The organism is Idiomarina sp. D18, from assembly GCF_057748155.1.
The window spans coordinates 1,118,604-1,140,552 of the sequence record NZ_CM173240.1; the positions used below are offsets into that span (position 1 = coordinate 1,118,604).

Annotated in this window: 17 protein-coding genes; 1 reads left to right on the forward strand and 16 read right to left on the reverse strand. The window is 46.0% G+C overall.

All coding sequences use genetic code 11. The features are described from left to right. Positions 1-29: 29 nt before the first annotated feature. From pyrD to AC3AP5_RS05385, 15 genes are all read right to left on the reverse strand, one after another. Positions 30-1,037 carry a quinone-dependent dihydroorotate dehydrogenase gene (pyrD, locus tag AC3AP5_RS05315; protein ID WP_348671187.1) on the reverse strand — a complete coding sequence of 336 codons (1,008 nt, stop codon included), beginning with the start codon at positions 1,035-1,037 and terminating at the stop codon, positions 30-32. Next, positions 1,037-5,881, reverse strand: a complete 4,845-nt coding sequence (locus AC3AP5_RS05320) for an NAD-glutamate dehydrogenase (RefSeq protein WP_272978834.1) — start codon at positions 5,879-5,881, stop codon at positions 1,037-1,039. The genes pyrD and AC3AP5_RS05320 overlap by 1 nt, the downstream gene beginning before the upstream one ends. 208 nt (positions 5,882-6,089) lie before the next feature. Continuing rightward, positions 6,090-6,311 (reverse strand): DUF2835 family protein, encoded by a 222-nt coding sequence (locus AC3AP5_RS05325; RefSeq protein WP_272978833.1) that lies wholly within the window; start codon positions 6,309-6,311, stop codon positions 6,090-6,092. 35 nt (positions 6,312-6,346) lie between these two features. Then, positions 6,347-8,959 carry an aminopeptidase N gene (gene pepN, locus AC3AP5_RS05330; protein ID WP_487327144.1) on the reverse strand — a complete coding sequence of 871 codons (2,613 nt, stop codon included), beginning with the start codon at positions 8,957-8,959 and terminating at the stop codon, positions 6,347-6,349. A gap of 9 nt (positions 8,960-8,968) precedes the next feature. Beyond that, positions 8,969-10,432, reverse strand: coding sequence for a Na+/H+ antiporter NhaC (gene nhaC / locus AC3AP5_RS05335; RefSeq protein WP_487327145.1), 1,464 nt, complete (start codon positions 10,430-10,432; stop codon positions 8,969-8,971). Positions 10,433-10,444: 12 nt separating this feature from the next. Continuing rightward, the gene (locus AC3AP5_RS05340) at positions 10,445-11,827 is read right to left on the reverse strand and encodes a sodium-dependent transporter (protein ID WP_487327146.1); all 1,383 of its coding nucleotides are present in this window, start codon (positions 11,825-11,827) and stop codon (positions 10,445-10,447) included. Positions 11,828-11,951: 124 nt separating this feature from the next. Further along, positions 11,952-14,012, reverse strand: a complete 2,061-nt coding sequence (gene prc / locus AC3AP5_RS05345) for a carboxy terminal-processing peptidase (protein WP_006955810.1) — start codon at positions 14,010-14,012, stop codon at positions 11,952-11,954. Between the two features lie 22 nt (positions 14,013-14,034). After that, positions 14,035-14,670, reverse strand: coding sequence for an RNA chaperone ProQ (gene proQ / locus AC3AP5_RS05350; protein WP_272978828.1), 636 nt, complete (start codon positions 14,668-14,670; stop codon positions 14,035-14,037). After that, complete coding sequence (locus tag AC3AP5_RS05355; RefSeq protein WP_006955815.1) at positions 14,663-14,953, reverse strand: hypothetical protein; 291 nt, start codon at positions 14,951-14,953, stop codon at positions 14,663-14,665. Before AC3AP5_RS05355 ends, proQ begins: the two co-directional genes overlap by 8 nt. A gap of 4 nt (positions 14,954-14,957) precedes the next feature. Beyond that, entirely contained in the window at positions 14,958-15,428 is a 471-nt protein-coding gene (locus tag AC3AP5_RS05360) for a GAF domain-containing protein (RefSeq protein ID WP_006955817.1), read from the reverse strand. Positions 15,429-15,436: 8 nt separating this feature from the next. Next, positions 15,437-15,733, reverse strand: a complete 297-nt coding sequence (locus tag AC3AP5_RS05365) for a YeaC family protein (RefSeq protein ID WP_006955819.1) — start codon at positions 15,731-15,733, stop codon at positions 15,437-15,439. A gap of 8 nt (positions 15,734-15,741) precedes the next feature. Further along, positions 15,742-16,068 carry a zinc ribbon domain-containing protein gene (locus tag AC3AP5_RS05370; protein ID WP_006955821.1) on the reverse strand — a complete coding sequence of 109 codons (327 nt, stop codon included), beginning with the start codon at positions 16,066-16,068 and terminating at the stop codon, positions 15,742-15,744. Between the two features lie 134 nt (positions 16,069-16,202). Then, complete coding sequence (locus tag AC3AP5_RS05375; RefSeq protein WP_006955823.1) at positions 16,203-17,879, reverse strand: alanine/glycine:cation symporter family protein; 1,677 nt, start codon at positions 17,877-17,879, stop codon at positions 16,203-16,205. A gap of 40 nt (positions 17,880-17,919) precedes the next feature. Then, positions 17,920-19,053, reverse strand: coding sequence for a M14 family metallopeptidase (locus AC3AP5_RS05380; protein ID WP_487327298.1), 1,134 nt, complete (start codon positions 19,051-19,053; stop codon positions 17,920-17,922). Between the two features lie 88 nt (positions 19,054-19,141). Further along, complete coding sequence (locus AC3AP5_RS05385) at positions 19,142-20,587, reverse strand: glyceraldehyde-3-phosphate dehydrogenase (RefSeq protein ID WP_006955827.1); 1,446 nt, start codon at positions 20,585-20,587, stop codon at positions 19,142-19,144. 126 nt (positions 20,588-20,713) lie between these two features. Between AC3AP5_RS05385 and AC3AP5_RS05390 the strand changes: the two genes are divergently transcribed. Next, positions 20,714-21,541, forward strand: coding sequence for a DUF2989 domain-containing protein (locus tag AC3AP5_RS05390; RefSeq protein WP_287830533.1), 828 nt, complete (start codon positions 20,714-20,716; stop codon positions 21,539-21,541). Here the strand turns inward: AC3AP5_RS05390 and msrB are convergent. Further along, positions 21,504-21,917 carry a peptide-methionine (R)-S-oxide reductase MsrB gene (gene msrB, locus AC3AP5_RS05395; RefSeq protein ID WP_487327147.1) on the reverse strand — a complete coding sequence of 138 codons (414 nt, stop codon included), beginning with the start codon at positions 21,915-21,917 and terminating at the stop codon, positions 21,504-21,506. The two genes, AC3AP5_RS05390 and msrB, sit on opposite strands and share 38 nt — an antisense overlap. Between the last annotated feature and the right edge of the window lie 32 nt (positions 21,918-21,949).

Consider the following 21,949-nt stretch of genomic DNA (forward strand, 5'->3'; position numbering starts at 1 on the left):
GCAAATAGATTACCCAAAGTCACCTAGTTTTACAAGTTATTGACAATGTCCTTTACAAGCCTAGGTCCTTTGTAAATAAAACCGGTGTAAACCTGCACTAACGATGCGCCCGCCTCAAGCTTTTCTTTCGCGGCGCCTGCAGAATCGATGCCGCCTACTCCGATAATAGGAATTGACGAGTCCAACGCTGAACGTAACAGCCGAATAATACAGGTACTGCGATCACGCACTGGTTTGCCGCTCAAGCCACCCGCTTCATCCGCTAGTTTGCTATGCGAAACACCATCACGCGAAAGCGTTGTATTCGTTGCAATAACACCATCGATGCCCTGCTCGTTAAACGCCTCAGCCATCATACGCACTTCTTCTGGGCTCAGATCAGGTGCGACTTTAACAACAAGCGGTACATACTTGCTATGCACTTTTGCTAGTTTTTTCTGCTCAGCTTTTAAGCCTGCTAGCAAACCATTTAAAGCATCGCCGTGCTGAAAATTGCGTAAGCCCGGTGTATTTGGCGAAGAAATATTGATGGTCACGTAATCGGCATAACGATAAACCTGAGTTAGGCAGGCAACGTAGTCTTGTAAAGCATCTTGCTCTTCAGTGACTTTGTTTTTACCAATATTAATGCCCAGCACACCTTTATAAGTACGTCGCTTGACCTGTTCAACCAACGCCTCGACACCGTCATTATTAAAACCCATGCGGTTAATAATGGCCTCATCATCAACCAACCGAAACAGTCTTGGCTTTTCGTTGCCTGGCTGTGGTTTCGGCGTCACCGTACCCACTTCAATAAAACCGAAGCCCATCTGTCCAAATGCAGTCATGCAACGCGCATTTTTATCGAGACCCGCTGCAAGACCGACAGGATTCGGAAACTCGATCCCCATCACGGTCACAGGCTTGGCCGGCAGACGTTGACGCCACGCGAGTGACAATGGCGTATTAGCAAACCGCCGAAGCATACCGAGCGTCCAGTCGTGAGAACGCTCGGCATCTTGGTTAAACAGCCATTTTCTGACCAGGTTATACACTAGCCCGCAACCTTAGGCGCACAGTTGTGGCTCAACAACATGAGTTCACGCAATGCAACTGAGAACTTAGCAAACTCGTGGCTCTTCGTGGTGCGGAAGTCCGATAACATTGACTGCCAACGTTGCAGCAAGGATTCGTTTTGGTCCATCCAATCATCCAACATTTGCAACGGCTCACCTATCTCTGAGGCCGATTTCAATACAACTAAGGTCAACGCACGTTGCTGCCAATCCAGTTCTTCTCGGAATGCGGCACGTGCCAGCGCTTGCCAGTGGTTAGCAACCGGTTGATTATTAATTTGATTGAGGAACCAATGTAGATTCAGACGAGCACCTAAATAGAAGTACATGTTGCCAACGGTCTGATACGACTGTTCGGTTTCGTCAGCAATTTCGGCAATGTCCATTGCCGAAAATACGGTACTCAAGCTCGCCACTTCTTGAGCCAACTCTTTCGGAAGTCCTTGCTCAATATAGCGGTCGATCGTTTTTTGAATCACAGCCGCTTCATCTTCGTTCATATAACTTAGACAGTTTTTACGCAAGTCATCAAAAGCGGGCATGTAAAAGTCAATGTGCTCTTGAATACCATTTAATTTAGTGTTGCGGTGACGCAAGAACCAACGTGTAGCTCGACGCACCATACGGCGAACCTGGAACAGAATATCGTTCTGTGTTTCAGCCGGCACTTTATTGTTCAACGCTTCAATGGCATCCCAAAGTTCCTCAACGCGGAAACACTCGCGAGCCACTACAAATGACGATGCAACTTCAGCGATGGTCGCTCCGGTGGCTTCTTGTTTACGAAACACGAAGTTAGGACCCATATCATTGACGATCGTATTAGCTAACTTAGTCGCGATAATCTGTCCCTTCAACGGGTGTGAAGCCATCGAATCAGCAAACTGTTTTTGCAACGGTTTAGGGAACGAACGGAACAATGCTTTGCCATGGAACGGATCTTCAGTGATTTCATCGGTGATTAACTGCTCCTTAAGCACCATTTTGCCATAGGCTGTTAAAACCGATAGTTCTGGACGTGTCAAACCTTTATTCTGGGCTTGGCGTTCCGCCAGCTCGTCGTCTGAAGGTAAGAACTCCAGCGAACGATTTAATGCACCGTCACGTTCTAACTGGTGAATAAAGCGTTGCAATTCTTTGATTTGGTCACTACCTCGAAGCGCAGTAATCGAGAGCGATTGTGTTTGACGATTACAATCGTCAAGAACGATTTCTGCCACTTCATCAGTCATGTCGTACAATAACTTATCGCGTTGTTTCTTCGTGAGGTCACCGTTATTGACTAAACCATTCAGCAAGATTTTGATGTTGACTTCATTATCTGAACAGTCCACGCCGCCAACATTATCAACGAAGTCGGTATTAATACGACCGCCGCGCTGAGCAAATTCAATACGACCCAACTGAGTTAAACCTAAGTTACCGCCCTCGCCGATCACTTTGGCTTTCAATTCTGCACCATTAACGCGCAGTGCGTCATTGGCTCGGTCACCCACATCAGAATCGGTTTCATCCTTACCTTTGATGTAAGTACCGATACCGCCGTTCCAAATAAGATCAACGTCCATGGTTAGACACGCACGAATGAGCTCGTTAGGTGTCATTGATTTCTTCTGGGAGCCCAGCATCTTCTTCATTTCTGGCGACAGCTCTATTGCTTTAGCACTACGACTAAAGATACCGCCACCTTTAGAAATCAACTCTTTGTTGTAATCTTCCCAGCTTGAGCGCGGCAATTTAAATAAGCGATCACGCTCTTTCCAAGAGCTGGCTGCGTCTGGTTCTGGGTCGATAAAAATATGCATGTGGTTGAACGCAGCTTGTAGGCGAGTATGTTTAGATAGCAACATGCCGTTACCAAACACATCCCCCGCCATGTCGCCAATCGCAACACAGGTAAAGTCAGTGGTTTGGCAATCAATGCCCATTTCACGGAAGTGGCGTTTAACCGACTCCCAAGCACCACGAGCGGTGATACCCATTTTCTTATGGTCGTAGCCAACTGAACCGCCGGAAGCAAAGGCGTCGCCCAGCCAAAAGTTATATTCAGCAGAAATACCGTTAGCGATATCTGAGAACGTCGCTGTGCCTTTATCAGCTGCGACAACCAAGTAAGGGTCGTCTTCGTCCTGACGAACAACGTCAACAGGTGGTACGATTTCACCCTCGACGATATTGTCGGTGATATCTAATAACGCACGAATAAACGTTTTATAACACGCCTGTCCTTCTGCAATCATACCTTCACGGTCTTCGGGCAGGTGTTTACAGTAGAAACCACCTTTTGCACCCACAGGTACAATAACGGTGTTCTTAACTTGTTGTGCTTTCACCAGGCCTAAAATTTCAGTACGGAAGTCTTCACGACGGTCCGACCAACGCAGGCCACCACGAGCCACTTTACCACCCCGTAAATGGACACCCTCTACCCGCGGCGAGTAGACAAAGATTTCGAACTTAGGCAACGGCAACGGCATCTCAGGTACCAGTTCAGGTAAGAACTTAACTGAGATGTAAGGTTTATCATTGCCTTTTTCATTCTTCTGGAAGAAGTTTGTACGTAAAGCGGCGTCAATTAATTCAACATAGCGACGGATAATACGATCGTCGTCCAAGTTAGCGACGCTATCTAATTCGGTATTGATGCGCGTATGTAACGCGTCCAGTTTCTTCTCAACACCTTTAGTGCCGGGCTCAAAACGCGTGTAGAACATCTTAATGACGAGTTTAGCGAGTAGCGGGTACTTGCTAAACGTGCTTTCAATATAGCTTTGACTGAAGGTCGTACCAATCTGACGCATGTACTTCGCAAACATACGTAAAATAGTGACTTGGCGACCCGTCATACCGGCACCAAGTACGAGCCGGTTAAAGCCATCATCTTCAAGTTCACCTTTCCAAACTTTTGCAAACGCATCTTGGAATAGTTCGCGACTGGTTTCTAAATCGAGCGCCCCACCGGTATGGATCATATGAAAATCTAAAATCCAAAATACATTGCCGTCTGCCGCTTTAACGGGATAAGGGCTCTCGCCAATCACACGCAGGCCAAAGTTTTCGAGCATCGGCAGCACGTCTGATAAGTGGATGGGTTGATCTTTATGGAAAAGCTTGAGACGCAAGTATTTGCTGTCGTCTTTCTCTTCCTGAGCGCGATAAAGCACCATGCCGAGCTTATGTTCATCGTCAAGGGACTCAAGCTGGTTGATATCTGAAATCGCAACAGAAGGCAGCACATCCTCTTTATAAGCACGCGGGAACGCTTGACCATAACGTTTATTCAAACGTGTTGAGCGCGCCTCACCAAAGGTTGAGTTTAAAATACGCTCAAAGTTATCTTCCCAAGTGCGAGCGGCCTCAATAAGATTCTGTTCCAATTCCTTCACATTTACGTCCTGCTGGTCGTCTTCTAGGCGCACGGTGTAATGCGTTCGTGCGAGATTTGATTCGGAGAAATAAGTGGTAAAGTCAACGTCGTGTTGAGTACGCAAGGTTTGTTTTAAAATGCGCTGAGTGCGTTCACGTAATAGAGTGTTGTAACGCTCTTTAGGTACATACACCATGCATGTCATAAAGCGACCAAAAATATCGCGACGCAAGAAAATCCGAGTCATATCCCGTTCTTGCATCTGCAAAACGCCCAAACCAACTTGCAGTAGGTCATCATCCTCTGCTTGCACGACTTCATCACGCGGATAGGTCTCTAAAATATTAACTAATGCTTTTGCTGCATGCGATTGTGGAGCAAAACCAGACGCTTCAATCACGCGCTTGAGCTTCTGCGAAACCAGTGGAATATCACGCGCGCTATTGTTGTAGAAGTTCGACGCGTAAAGACCAATAAAGCGATGCTCACCAATGACCTCGCCTTCTTTATTAAAGCGTTTGACACCAATGTAGTCGCAATGCGCTGGGCGATGAACACGTGATTTTGAATTGGTTTTCGTGAGTAACAGAATGCGATCGTCCTGTGTAATTTCACGCGCATCCTCTGGCAAGCTTGAAATTAAACGACCTTTTTCACTGACCGAATTACGCATTAGGCCCAAACTGCTATCTTCGGTTTGGCTGAGTTCGTAATCGCCTTTAACAGGCTTTAAGTCATAAGAGCGATAGCCTGTAATGGTAAAGTTATCATCCGCCAACCAGCGTAAAAACGCTTGGATATTTTGTTTTTCTTCCTTCGAGCCTGGATAATAATCGGCAGTCACTTCTTCTGCGACTTCAGAGAGCTTGGTCACCATCGGCTGCCAATCGGAGACCGCCAAGCTGATCTCTTCCATGACAGAGCTCAATTCTTTCTTCAGCGCTTTTAATTCGTCCTTGGTGCTCTGGCGGTCGACCTCAATTAAGAATGCGGTATCGACAAAATTATCATCACGAGTACCCGGGCGTAATAAATCAGTGACCTGATTATCTTTATCACGCTTATGGCTAATAGGCATGTGCAACAATAAGTGGCTCGTGATACCCAAGCGTGATAAAGCCATGCGGACTGAGTCCACCATAAACGGCATGTCACTCTGAATAATTTCAATAATCGTGTGCGGTGATTCCCAGCCATCATTCGGCACGTCTGGGTTATATACTTTAATCAGTGCTTTATCGCCGGGTTTATATTCATTAAAGCTGTGCCATAAACCCAGCACAGCACCGTACATATCACTGTCATTACGGTGACTCAAATCATCTGAGGAAATATTACGATAAAGACGTTTCGCGAAATCTTGCACAAGCGGTGCTTGGCTTGAAGCAACTTTCTTTTGAATAAGTTCGACTACTTTTTCTAAAAGTACTGGGGATTGACCATCAACCAACGACATAATTGCAGAGTCCTTGAGATTATTTTTTTGATGAAACGTCGTAGGCAAGCCACAAAGCGGCCCACGGCCTGATAATCTACCTATGATTGATGTTATTGTCGGACATTTAAGGCAGGCTTTCAACGCATATTCGTGCAATAAATGAGTGTTTAGACCAGCGAGCAGTAAAGCTTATGAAAAATAACTCAATAACTATCCAAATTAGGAGCTAAATACGCTTGAGGGAAACGAATTTATTATTGTTATCGAGCTGTATAATGAACCGACCGGATACGCCAGTTGGGTCCACAAAAGGAACCATACGACCGGCCGGAATAGCAATTCGTACGTTAGTATCAGACAGTACAACTAAATGTTGGGCGCCACCACCGTAGTAAATATCGATAAATTCCTGATACGACATAGAAATTGAAAAACGATATTCAATCACAGGATGACTCCCAACTCGCTATTTCGTGAAAATAGTTATGCAGCTAAACTATTTTCTATTTTTTCTTGTAAATCACTTGCTAAGTTCGGCAACGCTTGGATTTTTTCCAGTTGTTGCTTCATCAATGCCTGTCGCTCGGCATCGTACCGTCTCCAAGACATAAAGCTTGATATTAAACGCGACGCTACCTGCGGATTTTTATCATTTAACTGACAAATGACATCACCAATTAACGCATAACCGGCTCCATCAAACTGATGAAATCTTGCGCTATTTTGTGTAAACGCCGCCAACAATGAATAAATTCGGTTCGGATTATCTAGACTGAAATCGGGGTGTTTCATTAAGGTTTTAACATTGGCAATGGTACCGTCCGTATCGGCTAATGCCTGCGTCTGGAACCACTTATCCATCACCAGTTTATCACCGCGCCATTGCTGATCAAAAGCTTCCACAAGCGTGATAGCATTTGATGCGTTGCCCCAAACCGATGCCTGCAGTGCCGCCAGTCGATCCGTCATATTCGTTGCGTTATCAAACTGCGTTTGACTCAGATTCACGTAATTATCGCCCGCTACGGTGAGGTAACTCAATAGTACATTTTGCAATTGCCGTAGCGCTATATCCTCACCTGACAAGCGGTAGTCACGCTGCTGCAATTCATCATAAATAGCGGCATAACGTGCACTCATCGTGCCGTGCAACTGTTCAGCTAAATGACGTTTTAACTGTCGCAAGTTGTGAACAATGGTATCAATCTCAATGGTTTCAAAATACTCGCCAACGGTAGCCGCATTTGGCAACGTCAGCGTCAATGCGATTAACGCAGGATCAGTATCCGACGTGATCAAACGTTCACACGCATCGACAAGCGCCTTATCCACTTCGACTGTTGATTGCGACTTGACCGCATCCACCACGCGACTTGTAAATAGCTGCTGTGCAGCGTCCCAGCGACTCACCGGATCGTCTGCATGCGCCATTAAGGTCAACATCGCTGCTTCAGGTAAATCACGTTGCACTTTAACGGGTGCAGAAAAATCATCGAAGACCGAGACAATCGGTTCTTCATTCGACGCCAATTGAGCTGCAAATTCGCCATTGACGTAAAAGCTTTGACGTTCTTCAGTCAGTTCGAGCAGGTTTTCAGCGAGCACTATACGGTTACCGTTAGGTGCATAGGCAGATATACGCATTGGAATATGCATGGGTCGTTTTTCCGCCTGACCTGGTGTAGCTGGAACCGTCTGACGGGTGTTGATAATGAGTTGTTGCTTGTCAGTATCAAACGCGGTTTCGACTTCCACACTCGGTGTCCCAGCTTGCTCATACCAGCGACGGAATAGTGTAAAATCCCGATCGTTGGCATCTTCCATCGCTTTGACAAAATCTTCACAGGTCACTGCGGCACCGTCATGGCGTTCGACATAAAACTTCATGCCACGCTGAAAGCCAGTTTCGCCCAGTAATGTATGCATCATACGAATGACTTCAGCGCCTTTGTTATACACGGTCACCGTATAAAAGTTATTCATCTCCACAACTTTGTCAGGTCGAATGGGGTGAGCCATTGGCCCTGCGTCCTCAGTAAACTGGTGACTACGAATCACCTTGACGTTTTGAATACGATTAACCGCACGTGAACCTAAATCTGAGCTAAATTCTTGATCACGGAATACCGTCAGGCCTTCTTTCAGCGAAAGCTGGAACCAATCGCGGCAAGTAATTCGGTTTCCCGTCCAGTTGTGAAAGTATTCATGACCGATCACCGATTCGATATTTAAAAAATCTTGGTCGGTGCCGGTTTTGGGATTAGCAAGCACATATTTAGAATTAAAGACATTAAGTCCTTTGTTCTCCATAGCGCCCATATTGAAGAAATCGACCGCGACAATCATGTAGATATCGAGATCGTAAACCAGACCAAAGCGTTCCTCGTCCCAACGCATTGCATTTTTTAACGACACCATCGCGTACTCACTGCGATCTAAGTTACCTTTATCGACAAATAACTGCAGTGCGACTTCGCGTCCTTCGCGCGTCACGAAGGTGTCCTCAAGTAAATCAAAATCACCACACACCAACGCAAATAAATAGCTCGGTTTAGGGTATGGGTCATGCCAAGTGACAAACGGCTTGCCCTCTTCCTCACCGTGCTCAACGCTGTTGCCATTCGCCAAAATATGCGGATAGTCTGCACTCGGTGCGATAACTTTGGTAGTAAAAGTCGCCAATACATCGGGGCGATCTAAGTAGTAAGTTATACGGCGGAAACCCTCTGCCTCGCATTGGGTACAAAAAGTACCTTCAGCCAGATAAAGCCCTTCCAGCGCTTTATTGGTCGATGGGTTCAATGTATTGACCACTGTCAGTGTGAACTCATTTTGCTCAACCTCAATGGTCAGCGTTGAGTCAGTGACTGTATAATCTGAAGTGCTGAGAGCTTGGTCGTTTAAAACAACCTTTTCCAGTTCGATGTGCTCTCCATCGAGTACCAACGCATCACTGTGCTCGCCTTGGCGCTTTATTTTCATGGTATTAGTGATGCGTGTGTTTGTCTCGTCCAATTCAACAACTAAGTTCACCGTATCGATGGTGAACTTAGGTGCTTGGTAATCTTTCCGATACTTCGCGGTTTTTTGTGACATAAACCCTCTTTACGACGTTTGAGTATTTTCAGTCATTTCTGGCTCACGGCGTAAAATCGTCCATCCAGTATAAGCCAGTACAATCGCAATTAATGGTGTCAAATAGTTAAAGAATGCATATATACCATAGTCTAGCGGACTTACAGCCAGAACACTAAACATGTATGCGCCACAGGTGTTCCATGGAATCAATGCGGAAGTCAAAGTACCACTGTCTTCCAATGTACGAGAAAGTACTCGAGGATCCAGCCCTCGACGTTGATATTCTTCTTTAAACATACGGCCAGGCAATACGATGGCCATGTATTGGTCGGCAGTTAATACGTTGGCACCAAAACAGGTAAATAACGTACCAGTGATCAAACTGCCTACTGACTTCGCTGACTTTAGCATGCCCTGGATAAAGCGCTTTAACAGCCCGAGCTTTTCCATGACGGCGCCGAACGTCATTGCACTTAAAATCAACCATAGGGTATTAAGCATGCTCGACATACCGCCGCCACTCAGCAGCGAATCAAGGTTTGTGCTTCCGGTACTGACCGTCGTACCATCAGACATTGCGAGCCAAATTACTTTCAGGTGCGATAAGAAGGTGTCATTACCACCCGCCATCTGCTGCACCATATCAGGTTGAAAAATGAGTGCCCAAACGCCACCTAGCAACGCACCAAAAAACACAGTCGGTAACGCAGGTTTACGGGTTGCTGCTAAAAATAGCAGGACACCTAAGGGTACTAACATTGCCCAACCTACATTAAAGGTATTGTCGAGCAGGCTTTGCATTTGATTCAGCTTTTCAAGAGATACCGATGAGTCGGCGTTCAGCCCCAAGAATAGGAAAATTGTCACTGAAATAATAAACGCGGGACCTGCGGTATAGCCCATGTAACGGATATGTGCGAACAGTTCGGTTCCGCTGACTGCAGGTGCCAAGTTCGTGGTGTCTGATAGCGGCGACATTTTGTCGCCAAAATACGAGCCCGAAACGATAGCACCGGCTGCGATAGCAGGGTCAAGACCCATGCCCGATGCGACTCCCATTAACGCAACACCAATGGTTGCAGCCGTCGTCCAAGAGCTACCAATCGACAATGCAATGATACCGCAAATAATACAGCTAGCAGCATAAAACAGCCCCGGGTTTAACAACTCTAAACCGTAGTAAATCAGCGTCGGTACGGTACCTGAGAGCAACCAAGTACCAATCAAGGAGCCTACCGCAAGAATAATCAACATGGCGCCTAAAGCAACAGAGATACCTTCTTGAATACCTTTTTCAATTTGCTCCCAGCTGAAGCCATTTTTAAAGCCGATAATACAGGCAATACCTGCAGCTATCCAAAGCGCTATTTGGTTAGGTCCATAGGATGAGTCTTCGCCAAAGAAATACACTGATGAGGCCAACATAATGACCAAAGCGACCAGCGGAATCAGTGCCTGAAAAAGTGTGGGCTGTTTTATTTGTTGTGTCATGAATGCGTTATCCTAAATCTCGATAATGCCGATAAGTTGAAGAAAAATTATAATAATAGCGATCGGTGCAACGTATTTGAGGCACAAATGCCAAATATCAAAAATGTGGTTGCCAGCATCAAGCTCGTCTTTAGCGTTATCACGCGTCATTACCCAGCCCGCTAAAACGGCGAGCAGCAAGCCACCTAACGGTAATAATAGACTCGATGTGAGTAAGTCAATCACATCAAAAATTGAATTCAATGGCTTACCCAGCCACTGTGTACTCAGTTGCGCCCACGAGCTCCCGGAGAACGAATGGATCGTGAGCTGCCCCAGCAACCATAATACACTGGCGGAAATGATCGTTGAGGGCCAACGCGATAGATTGAATTTTTCTGAGACAAAAGCCACCGACGCTTCAATCATTGCTATCGCCGAAGTAAATGCGGCAATCACTAACATGGTGAAAAATAGAGTGCCTACCCATTGTCCCCCTGGCATTTCACCAAAAGCCAGTGGCAAGGTGGTAAAGATTAATCCAGGTCCTTCACTCGGTGTTAGATTAAAGCCAAATACCAACGGGAAAATGGCGAGACCTGCAATTAAAGCAACCAGTGTGTCAATCACCGCTATCCAAACGCTTGTTTGTACGACCGAAGTTTCCTTGGGCAAGTAAGCGCCATACATAATGACAACGCCGGATGCTAAACCGAGCGTGAAGAAAGAGTGACCCAGCGCAATCATCACGCCGTTAATCGAAAGCTTTGAAAAGTCAGGTTTAAACATGAACTCTACGGCTTCGCCAAACGCCCCAATATTTCCAACATAGACCGCCAAAGCGATCAGCAATACAAACATAGCCGGCAATAAAAAACGAACCGAGCGTTCGAGTCCTTTATTGACTCCCTTGCCCACGACAACCACTACGCCAATCAATATGAGTGTGTGCCACAGCATCAACTCGCTCGCCGATGACAACATGCCAGAGAATAGCCCCCCGACTTGCTCGGCTGAGGCACCATTGAATGCGCCGCCCGCCGCTTTAAACACGTAATCGAGCGCCCACCCTGCAATAACGGCATAAAAGCTCAAGACGAGAAAGCCCGTCAACATGCCTAGCCAACCTGCCAATTGCCAATGCCGGCTACGTTTAGACTCGACTGCGACTTGCTCTGCCGCGTATCCCGGTGAGTGACGACCTCGTCGACCAATGACCACTTCGGCCATCATGATAGGGATGCCAATGAATGCGATACAAAGCAGATATACTAAAACGAAAGCACCGCCTCCGTTTTCTCCCATCACGTAGGGAAACTTCCAGATATTGCCAAGGCCTACGGCGGCCGCCGACGATGCCAAAATAAATGACAATCGACTTGACCAACGACTTGATATTGATGCTGAGTTTTTCATTGTTGTTCTAGATCATTTTTTTAGTATAACGCGGTAGTTGACCACAAACTGCGTGGGTTGCCAAGCATACGTAAAAAAACCGCCATAAAGCGGCGGTTTTTTGAGCATATCTATGACTATTGACTTAGTCGTTTTGAGCGAGCTTCACATCATCAATAAATTCAAATGCAACAGAAATGGTCTCATCAAGATACGGATCCACTTCAAGCACCTCGTCGTCAACATCATCAATCGATTCAACTGGCTTCATTCCCATCCGTTTGAGACGATCATTGACTCGGGCTAGGCGCTCTTTCTTGTCCGCAGCTTGCTCACTCTCACGCTCTTCAATATTCAAGCTAACCCATGTTTTTTCCATGTTTTTACGTAGCTCATCGATATCTTTGAATATGTACGAAAACTCAGGATCTTTCTCTAAACGCTCGTGAGCGTTCTTGTTTAACGACTGGATTTCAGCGCTATCAAGATAACTGAAGGTGTCATATTGCGCTGGCTTGATTTGATCCCACGGTAGCGCGTTGTCTTCACGGCTCTCGCCCCACTCCGACGCTTCCACGTATGAAGGCAAGGTGACATCAGGCGCCACACCTTTTAACTGCGTACTACCACCATCAATCCGATAAAATTTCGCGATCGTATATTGCACGCTGCCTAACGGCTCACTAAAGAAATCAAAACGACGGTTAAGCCCGCGATGCTGTTGGACAGTCCCTTTACCGAACGTATTCTCGCCTACAATCAGCGCACGCTTATAGTCTTGCATTGCCGCAGCAAAGATTTCCGATGCGGACGCACTATAGCGGTCAACTAACACCACCAGCGGACCTTCGTAATAGGTAACACCATCTCGATCTTTACTGATTTCAACATGGCCGCGCCCATCACTGACCTGAACGACGGGGCCTTGGTCAATAAATAAGCCCGTTAATCCAATCGCTTCATTAAGTGCGCCACCACCGTTACTTCGAAGGTCAATAACGATACCTTCGACCTCTTTAGACTTAAGATCCTCAAGCAGCTTTTTGACATCTGCAGTCAAGTTGTTGTAAAAGCCAGGTATCTCAATGACACCCATTTTACGCCCTTTATTAGGTCCCTCTTCCGGTACCTCTACGTGCGCTTTTGCAGCTCGATCCTCTAACTTGACCTTATCGCGGACTATTTCAACCACTTTCGGTGTGCCGCCAACGCCTTGTGAAGCCTCTAAGACTTGTAGGCGAACAGAAGAACCTTTCGGCCCTTTGATCATATCGACAACGTCATCGAGACGCATGCCAATGATATCCACAAAATCCTCAGCGTCCTCACCAACACCTTGCCCAACGGCAACGATTTTGTCCTCTGGAGAGAGCTCACCCGTCTTGTCAGCAGGTCCTCCTGGAACCAAACTACGAATCACAGTGTAGTCGTATTCTGATTGTAAGACGGCGCCAATACCTTCCAACTCAAGATTCATGTTTTGCTGAAATCGTTCAGAGTTAGCGGGTGATAAGTAGCTCGTATGAGGTTCGATGGAACGAGCAAACGCATTCATCAGCGTTTGAAAGGCATCTTCATTCTTTGAGTTAGTGAGTCGGTTCAACGCACTATTGTAGCGTTTACCAAGGGTCTCAACGATATCTGGCCACTCTTTGCCCGCCAATTTCAAGTTCAGAGCATCATATTTGACGCGCTTTTGCCAAAGCTCGTTCAATGCCTCTTCATCTTTCGCCCAGTCGGCATCTTCACGATCGTAGTAATATTTTTCGCCCTTTTCATCGAAGCTCATGGGCTTATCTTTATCAAGCAAAGAAAGCGCATATACATAACGTTGAAAACGACGTTCTAAACTTGTTTGGTAAAGCTCATAGGCAATTTCGAGCTCACCGCTCTCAAGCATGTCATCAAACAACCGAGCATACTCTTCTGACGCGTCAACGTCAGACTTCAACAAAAACATTTTATTGAAATCGAGCATTTCTAGGTAACGGTCATGAATCTGCTCTGATAGCGAGTCATCTAGCTCAGGCTGAGAGAAGTGATAACGTGTAAAATACGCTAACACACGCTCACTGACTGTCTCGTGCTGACTATCTTGCGTTAATTGGGGTAATTCAGAAATATCGTGCGTCGGTGGAATCGCCAGCGCGCTCGGGGCTACAACTAACAGAGCTAACGCGTTTAACTTGAATAATCCTGACTTCATATTGACGACTCCTGACAGACGCTTATTGTTTTACGAATACGTTTTCGGCTTTTACTTTCATACTCAGACCATTGGCAAGCTGGACTTGAACATCGCTTTTATCGATCTCAACCACCGTGCCTGGCATCGGTCTGTTACCTGCTTTAACTTGAACCTGTTGACCCACAGAAAGACTATTAAGTTCCACATCTTTCAATTTAGGGGTTGGTTTTCGCGCCGGCTTTGGCTTTCTAGCAGCCTTGTTCGCACTGGGTGCTCTCCGCTTCGGTTTAGTACGTGCTTCTTCAGATTTTGTATCTGTTGCTTTACGCTGCTTCGCTCGCTCAGCGGCACGTTCCTTTGATTCCTTAAGTGCCTCCGCAGCATGTTGTTGATGCTCGTCAAGTACCTTTTCAACAGCTTCACCGTCCAGATTGACACGCTCTGTTCCTGTTTTCACACTGCGAAGATAACGCCAACTGTTCGTGTAATGACGTAATGCAGTACGCAAGCGAGTTTTGCTTACCTTTTCGTCGTCTTCTAGACGCTTCGCAAGATCTTCAAAAATCCCGATCTTTAATGGCTTTGCATCACCCTGAAGGCTAAAACAGTTCGGAAACTGTTCAGCCAAATACGCAATGACGTCTTTACTTTTCGTCAGTTTTTCAGACTCACTCATTCCAATCTTCTTCCTGTTCACGGACGTTTTCTAAAACAGTACGAACAAACATGTCCATATCATCGAATTCAAGTTCAAGCAGCCGAGGCTCCTCGATCCACTCATATAACGTAAGGCGCACAGCCTCTTCCAGCTGCTCTACGGTATCGGTTTCTATACGCTGATCATTAATTAGATGCAGCATTTCATTGATTTGGTCAGCCGCGGCTTCTTCCTCGCCTTCAAAGAAAATTGTGTCTTCGTAGTTGACCAAATAAAGTTGGATATCAAAATCTGCAAACATAGGGTTAGGCTTGATTCCAATTAAAAGTAGCACAGATTGCCGCAATTCTCGCGAACATCTCTGCGTCTTCTGCGCTGAATCGTCCTACGGTAGGACTATCTATATCGAGTACGCCGACAGTTTTTCCATCGACAATAATAGGGGCTACAACCTCTGCGTTTGAAGCGGCATCACAGGCGATATGACCGCTGAACTCATGCACATCGTGCACGTGTTGCAAGGCTTGTGAGTCGGCTGCTACACCACATACACCCTGACCGAAGGGAATCCGTACACAAGCAACCTTGCCTTGAAACGGCCCTAATACGAGCTCGCGCTCACCTCGAGTGAGGTAAAACCCAGCCCAATTAATGTCTTCAAACTGGTCAAAAATGAGTGCTGAAATATTCGCTAAATTAGCAATTAAATCGGATTCTCCACTTGTGATGGCTTCGCATTGAGTCACGATATCATCACGTACTGATACTACTTGCATGGTACCTCTTATCTCTCATCTTCATTTAGGTTAAAACGCGCAATGGTATCGGCTCCGCTCTGCTCCGAGAACTGCCGCTTAAGTTCACTTTTAGATTTAGTGACTATACGTCCATCTTTACCTACTGAGTAATGTTGGTCGCTATCAAGAAACCGTGCTTGATAAGCCATTACTAATTGGAGCGAGTTTTCCAGTTGTTCTTCCGATAATTTTGCACCGTCAGGCCAACGTCCTGTTTCGACGGCACTGACCAAGCGTTCATACGTATCTTGGCTCATACTGTTGATGAGATCTTCAAATTGCATTATTAGCTTTACCGCTTTCTTTTAAGCATGATGAGGCGTACACGGTTAATGACAAACCAAACCAAACCAATGCCAATAAACAACAATGCAGCGCTACGCTGCCAACTATTGGCGAGAGGTTGTTGGAAAAATAGATAGACAAAGGCAGCAATGGAGAGCAACAAGGCCAACATCGATTGAGAAACCAATTTATCTGACTTTTCCTGCCTCAATCGAATCGCTTCACGCTCGATGTCTTCTTTTGAATTGCCCGCAAAAACAAATTGGCAATGAGGGCAATCTTTTGCCTTAGAAGACACGCGCTTACCACACGAAGGGCAATTAACTAATGCCATATCAAACACCTTTACCGATATATACCAAGCAATATAAGGCTTTTATCACTAAATTCAAGGGACAGCCCCAATAAATGAGGTTTAAATAAAAAAAGCGAGGCGCTTGCCTCGCTTTTTTAGAATAAACGTTATGGCTATTTACGTTTTTGTTCTTTATTAAAGTCCTGCCAGTACGACTTAACAGTACTCTTCATCTCTTTGTGTAATAACAACATACCGATCAGGTTTGGTAAGGTCATTAACACGATGGCGACCGCTGATGCTGTCCAAATCAATGTCGTATCGGCAAACGATGCCCAGAAAAAGCCTGCTACGTATAAAATACGGTATGGCATGACACCCTTCTGACCAAATAGATAGACCACAGCGCGATCACCATAGTAGGACCAAGCAATCGCCGTCGAAAAGGCAAACAGCAATAGCGTCACAGGAATAATGTACTGCCCAAAGTCACCCAAGTAACCGTTTGCAAAAGCGAGTGACGTTAGCGCCGCCGAGTGAACCAACGACTTACCGACTACTTCGATATCGTCTTTGATCAAATTACCATCTTTAACTTTCACCGTCCCGGTATAAGCATCCTCGCCGGCTACAATAAAGCGTACATCTTCAGCCACCGAACGTGCATGTAAGATAGTAAACTCATCATTAGTCTGAGCAACACCATTCTCAACGCTCACCACACCACTATACCGCTTGATCTGGTTCTCATCCGTCTGATTCAGATACGCATAGAGTTTCTCACGGTCAGCCGTTATGGTGTCATCATAGTGCCCAGCAATGAAGTCGAGGTCACTTCGTGCGAAGTTATTCTCAAATTTCTGGGTCCAAACGCCTGAGGATAGAATCACGAGACCCGTCAGCGTACAGATTAAGATGGTATCTAGGAAAGGCTCAAGAATTGAAACCAAACCTTCGGAAACCGGATCTTTCGCGCGTGCTGATGCGTGGGCAATCGGTGCAGAACCCTGACCCGCCTCGTTCGAGAACAAACCTCGGTTAACACCGCGGTTAAAGGCATAAGCAAAACTTGCGCCTAAGAAACCGCCAGCGGCCGCAGAGCCCGTAAATGCATCGCGGAAAATAGAAACAAAAGACTCACCGATATTATCAATGTTAAATGCAATGACACTCAGCGAGCCAAGCACATACAAGATACCCATAATAGGTACAATCTTAGAGGTGACCGCTGCAATACGCTTAATACCGCCGATGATAACCATGGCGAGTAGAATCGATAACACCGCACCAGTAACAACAGGGTCTATCTCGAACGTTTGTTCCATTGACTGAGCGATGTTATTGATTTGGGGCATGTTACCCGTACCGAAGGAGCTGATAATGGTTGCGATAGCGAAAATCACTGCTAACCATTTCATGTTTAAGCGGCGATCCATGTAATACATAGGTCCGCCCGCCATGGTGCCATCTTCAGTTTTTACACGATACTTATGCGATAAGGTGACCTCAACAAACTTAGTGGTCATTCCCATGAACGCAGTCATCCACATCCAAAAAATAGCGGCGGGACCACCTAAGAAGATAGCCAATGCTACACCACCAATATTACCGGTACCCACGGTTCCAGAGAGCGCGGTCGAAAGCGCTTGGAAGTGGCTGGTATCCCCTTGTGAGTCTTTTTTATCGAACTTACCGCTCAATACGCGCCACGCGTGACGAAAGTAGCGTACTTGAGGAAAGCCCAAATAAAGTGTGAAGAATAAGCCCACACCCAACAAAAGAAATGGGAAATAGGCTGCCGAGCCCAAAAACCCATCAATCCATAACAAAATATTATTCAGCGTTTCCAAGGTGTATCCCCTTTATTTATTGTTATTTTCACCGAGCTTGTTAAGCCTTACGCAAGATAGGTGACACGGCCAATATAGCCGTTAGCAAGTCCTCGCCTAGACGTTGGCTACGTGTCAACGACCACCCAAAGTCTTCATCAGGTAAGTCGGCATTATCCTTAAATGGCATTTCTAAAGTGTACGATAAGCATTTAAAACGCTCACCAACGGCGGTACACGCAACCGTCATATTCGCTTTGCCTGGCTCATCTTTCTCGTAGCCATATTCATCTTGGAATTCAGGCGTTGCCGCTAACAAAGCATTTTTAAACATTTCTTCTAACTGCTTATGTCGCTCATCATACGAGGGAATACCCTCACAACCTGCCACGAAATTATAGGGAAGCGCTTCGTCACCATGCACATCTAAAAACATGTCGACGCCGGTTTCCTGCATCCGCTTAAGTACATAAAAGACTTCTGGGCTTTTCTCTAGGCTAGGTTCCGCCCACTCTCGATTCAGGTTAGTACCTACCGCGTTAGTTCGCAAATGACCTCGAACACTGCCGTCTGGGTTCATATTGGGTACGACATAGAACACATTTTCATCTAACAGTTTCCGAGCGACGCCATCCTCATCATCTAACAAACGCCCTAAAAATCCTTCCATTAGCCATTCTGCCATCGACTCGCCGGGATGCTGGCGTGCAGTCACCCAAATGGTATTTTTATCGTCGCTGGGTTCGCCGATTATCAGCAGGTTTAACTCACGTCCATCAAGCGTTTCACCGAGTAACTCGTGATAGCAATCCACAGATTGTTGCGCCTGCTGAATCAAATCTAAATGACGCTCATACGAATACGGGACAAAGTAGGCGTAGTAGACTGATTCTTGCTCTGGCGTATGGCGGATAGTGAGTTGCTTACCATCATACTCGGTCGGTACGCGAAACCACGTATCGCGATCATACGAAGCCAACGCTTGGTAATCCTTCCAGCCATCGGGATACGCTGATTGACCTGCATTTTCAATGACCATCACATGTTCCTCGCCAATCTCGGCAAACAACTTGTAATGAAACCACTGATAGAAGTCCGATTGATGATCCTTGCGAATTGCAAGACGAATATTCTCACAAGACTGCGCTTCAATAACATCGATGTTACCGCTATCAAAGGCTGTATTAATACGTATCATGCGTTTCCTTAATAGTAATTAAAACGAGTGCATACCAGTATACGAAAAAAGCGCCACCGAGGGCGCTTTTTTCGATTTTTCGCATTTAGCGAGGCAAGTTTGGCACTTTAAGACCTGCCATTTGCTCAGCAACACGCACAACTTGGCAGCTGTAGCCGAATTCGTTGTCATACCACACATACAACACAGCGCGGTTGTCTTCAACGATCGTTGCTTGTGAATCAACAATACCTGCATAGCGACTACCCACCAAATCACTCGACACAATTTCAGTCGAGGCAGTGTAATCGATCTGGCTTTCAAGAGAAGAGTGCAAAGCGGTTTTACGAAGGTATTCGTTCAACGCTTCGCGATCAGTTGACTGGCCTAAATTCAAATTCATGATAGCCATGGACACATTAGGCGTCGGTACACGAATCGCATTACCTGTTAATTTGCCTTTTAATGCAGGAAAAGCCTTCGCAACGGCCTTAGCCGCGCCGGTTGAGGTAATGACCATGTTGAGGGGCGCTGAACGACCGCGACGCTCTGCTTTATGGTAGTTATCAATCAGATTTTGATCGTTAGTGTAGGAGTGAACCGTTTCTACGTGACCATTTTCAATGCCATACTCATCATGAACCGCTTTAAGTACTGGCGTAATTGCATTGGTTGTGCAGCTTGCTGCAGAGAGAATCCGGTCATCTTCTAAAATGTCGCTATCGTTGACGCCAAACACGACATTTTTGATGTCACCTTTTGCAGGCGCAGTTAACAATACCTTAGCGACACCTTTAGATTTAAGGTGGAGACCTAAACCTGCTTCGTCTTTCCAGATACCGGTATTGTCAATTACGATTGCATTATCAATGCCATACTGCGTGTAATCGACTTGATCAGGGCCATCGGAATAAATGACTTTAATTGAGGTGCCGTTGGCTTTGATGCTATTTGTTTCTTTATCAATAGTAATCGAACCATTGAACTGGCCATGAATTGAATCGCGACGTAGCAAGCTCGCACGCTTTTCAAGATCACCCTCGCGACCCCCACGGACAACTATCGCACGTAAACGCATTTTATTGTTCGCACCATTCTTCTCAATCAGTAAGCGCGCCAATAAGCGTCCAATACGTCCAAAACCGTATAACACGATATCGCGTGGTTCGATGCTATCGTCTGCATCAACAACGTCACTCAATTCACGACGCAAATAGTCTTCAATTGATAAGCCGTCGGCTTTGCCACCGTGGTGATAACCGTAAGCAAGTTTACCCAGATCGACACGTGCCGGCGCCATCTGCATTTTTGCCATAGCCTCTAGGAATGGGAAGCTCTCACGTAAACGTACTTTCTGACCTTCATAACGGCGAATCAAACGATGTGCTTTGATAATATTGATTGTCGAGACGTTTAAAAGTGAACGACCATAAACAAGAATCTCAACACCAAAGTTACGGTACAATTTACCGATCAATGGCTGCATGAGTTCTGCGTACTCTTGGCGCTCCTGCCAACTTGAGAGTGTCGGGTCCTGCTGGTTAGCATTCATTAGCTAAGTCCTCATGGTATGATATGCTCAAAAAATCTCGATGCATATTGTACTGAAAAGCGCACAGATAAGCCAACCTATGCTGGCCAAGTTATTAGTTACTCGTTTACTTAACGGAAAATAGCGATGAAATATGGATATATTATCGGAGTCTGCAGTGTCGTGTTGGCGTCGCTCGTCGTCGGGTGTGGCGATCGCCCAATAACTGTCCGTGAAGCTTGTAACTTCGACCCGACTATGTGTTCAGACTTAAATCAAGATAATTGGTGCAATGCTGAACGGCGTCAGCTGATATTAACGCGCTACAGTCATAAGATGAATCCATCTGCAGAAAGTAAATATTATTTACTGAAGGATTTACAAAATTACTCTCAGTGCATTGAGCTCGCTTCGGCGATTGAACACAAAAAGCTCAAGGAAAAGCAATCACATCGTATCGAAGCTTATATTAATAGTCTGCGCAATATCGAAAAGCGCGCGCAAGAGACTCGTCAAAGTGAGCACCCTTTATTACTCTACTGGCACTGGGCGAACCGCAACAACCAAGCGGCCCTCAAACGTTTATTAGCGCTTGAGGGGGCACCCATCATGCAAACCTCTGAACTACAATTTGCTTTAGCCACCTATTACGCGAAAGAAAACACCGATAAAATGCTTGCCTATCTTTATCGCGCATTACAGCTGTATCAACCGGGTCAACGCTTCAATGTCGAGATCCCCGAATCTTTAGCAACCTATTACCTAAACCAAGGATCGGTTGATAAGGCCTATGTCTGGTCTCTCGTTGCCGTCAATTTCAAATCCAAGGTACTCGATGTTGAGCAGCTCGATGATATTTTTACGCAACCCGATGAGCGCAAAGAGCAACTTCGTGACATTGCTGACAGACTCACAGACCGAATCACGGAGGGGCGTTTTAATCTTCGCCCCGATTGGTCAGTGCCAACGAATTAACACAATAGCGTTGCCCTGTTTCCGTTGGGCCATCGTTAAAAACATGACCCAAGTGGCCTTTACAGCGGCTACAGACAATTTCAATACGTTGCATGCCGTGACTAGTGTCCTCGCGGTATTCGATAGCTCCATCGATAGCTTCATCAAAACTTGGCCAGCCACAATGACCTTCAAACTGTCGTTGCCCAGTAAACAATAATTGCCCGCAGCCAGCACAGTGATATTCACCGTGTTCATTTACCTGAATAAAGTCGCCGCTAAATGGTGCCTCGGTACCCTGTTGACGCAGGATCTGATATTGCTCAGGTGTTAATCGCTCACGCCATTGTTCATCACTCAGGTCGTTCCAATTAGTATCGCTTTGTTGATTACTCATGACTCACCTATGTCTCTGTTCTGTCTTACCTT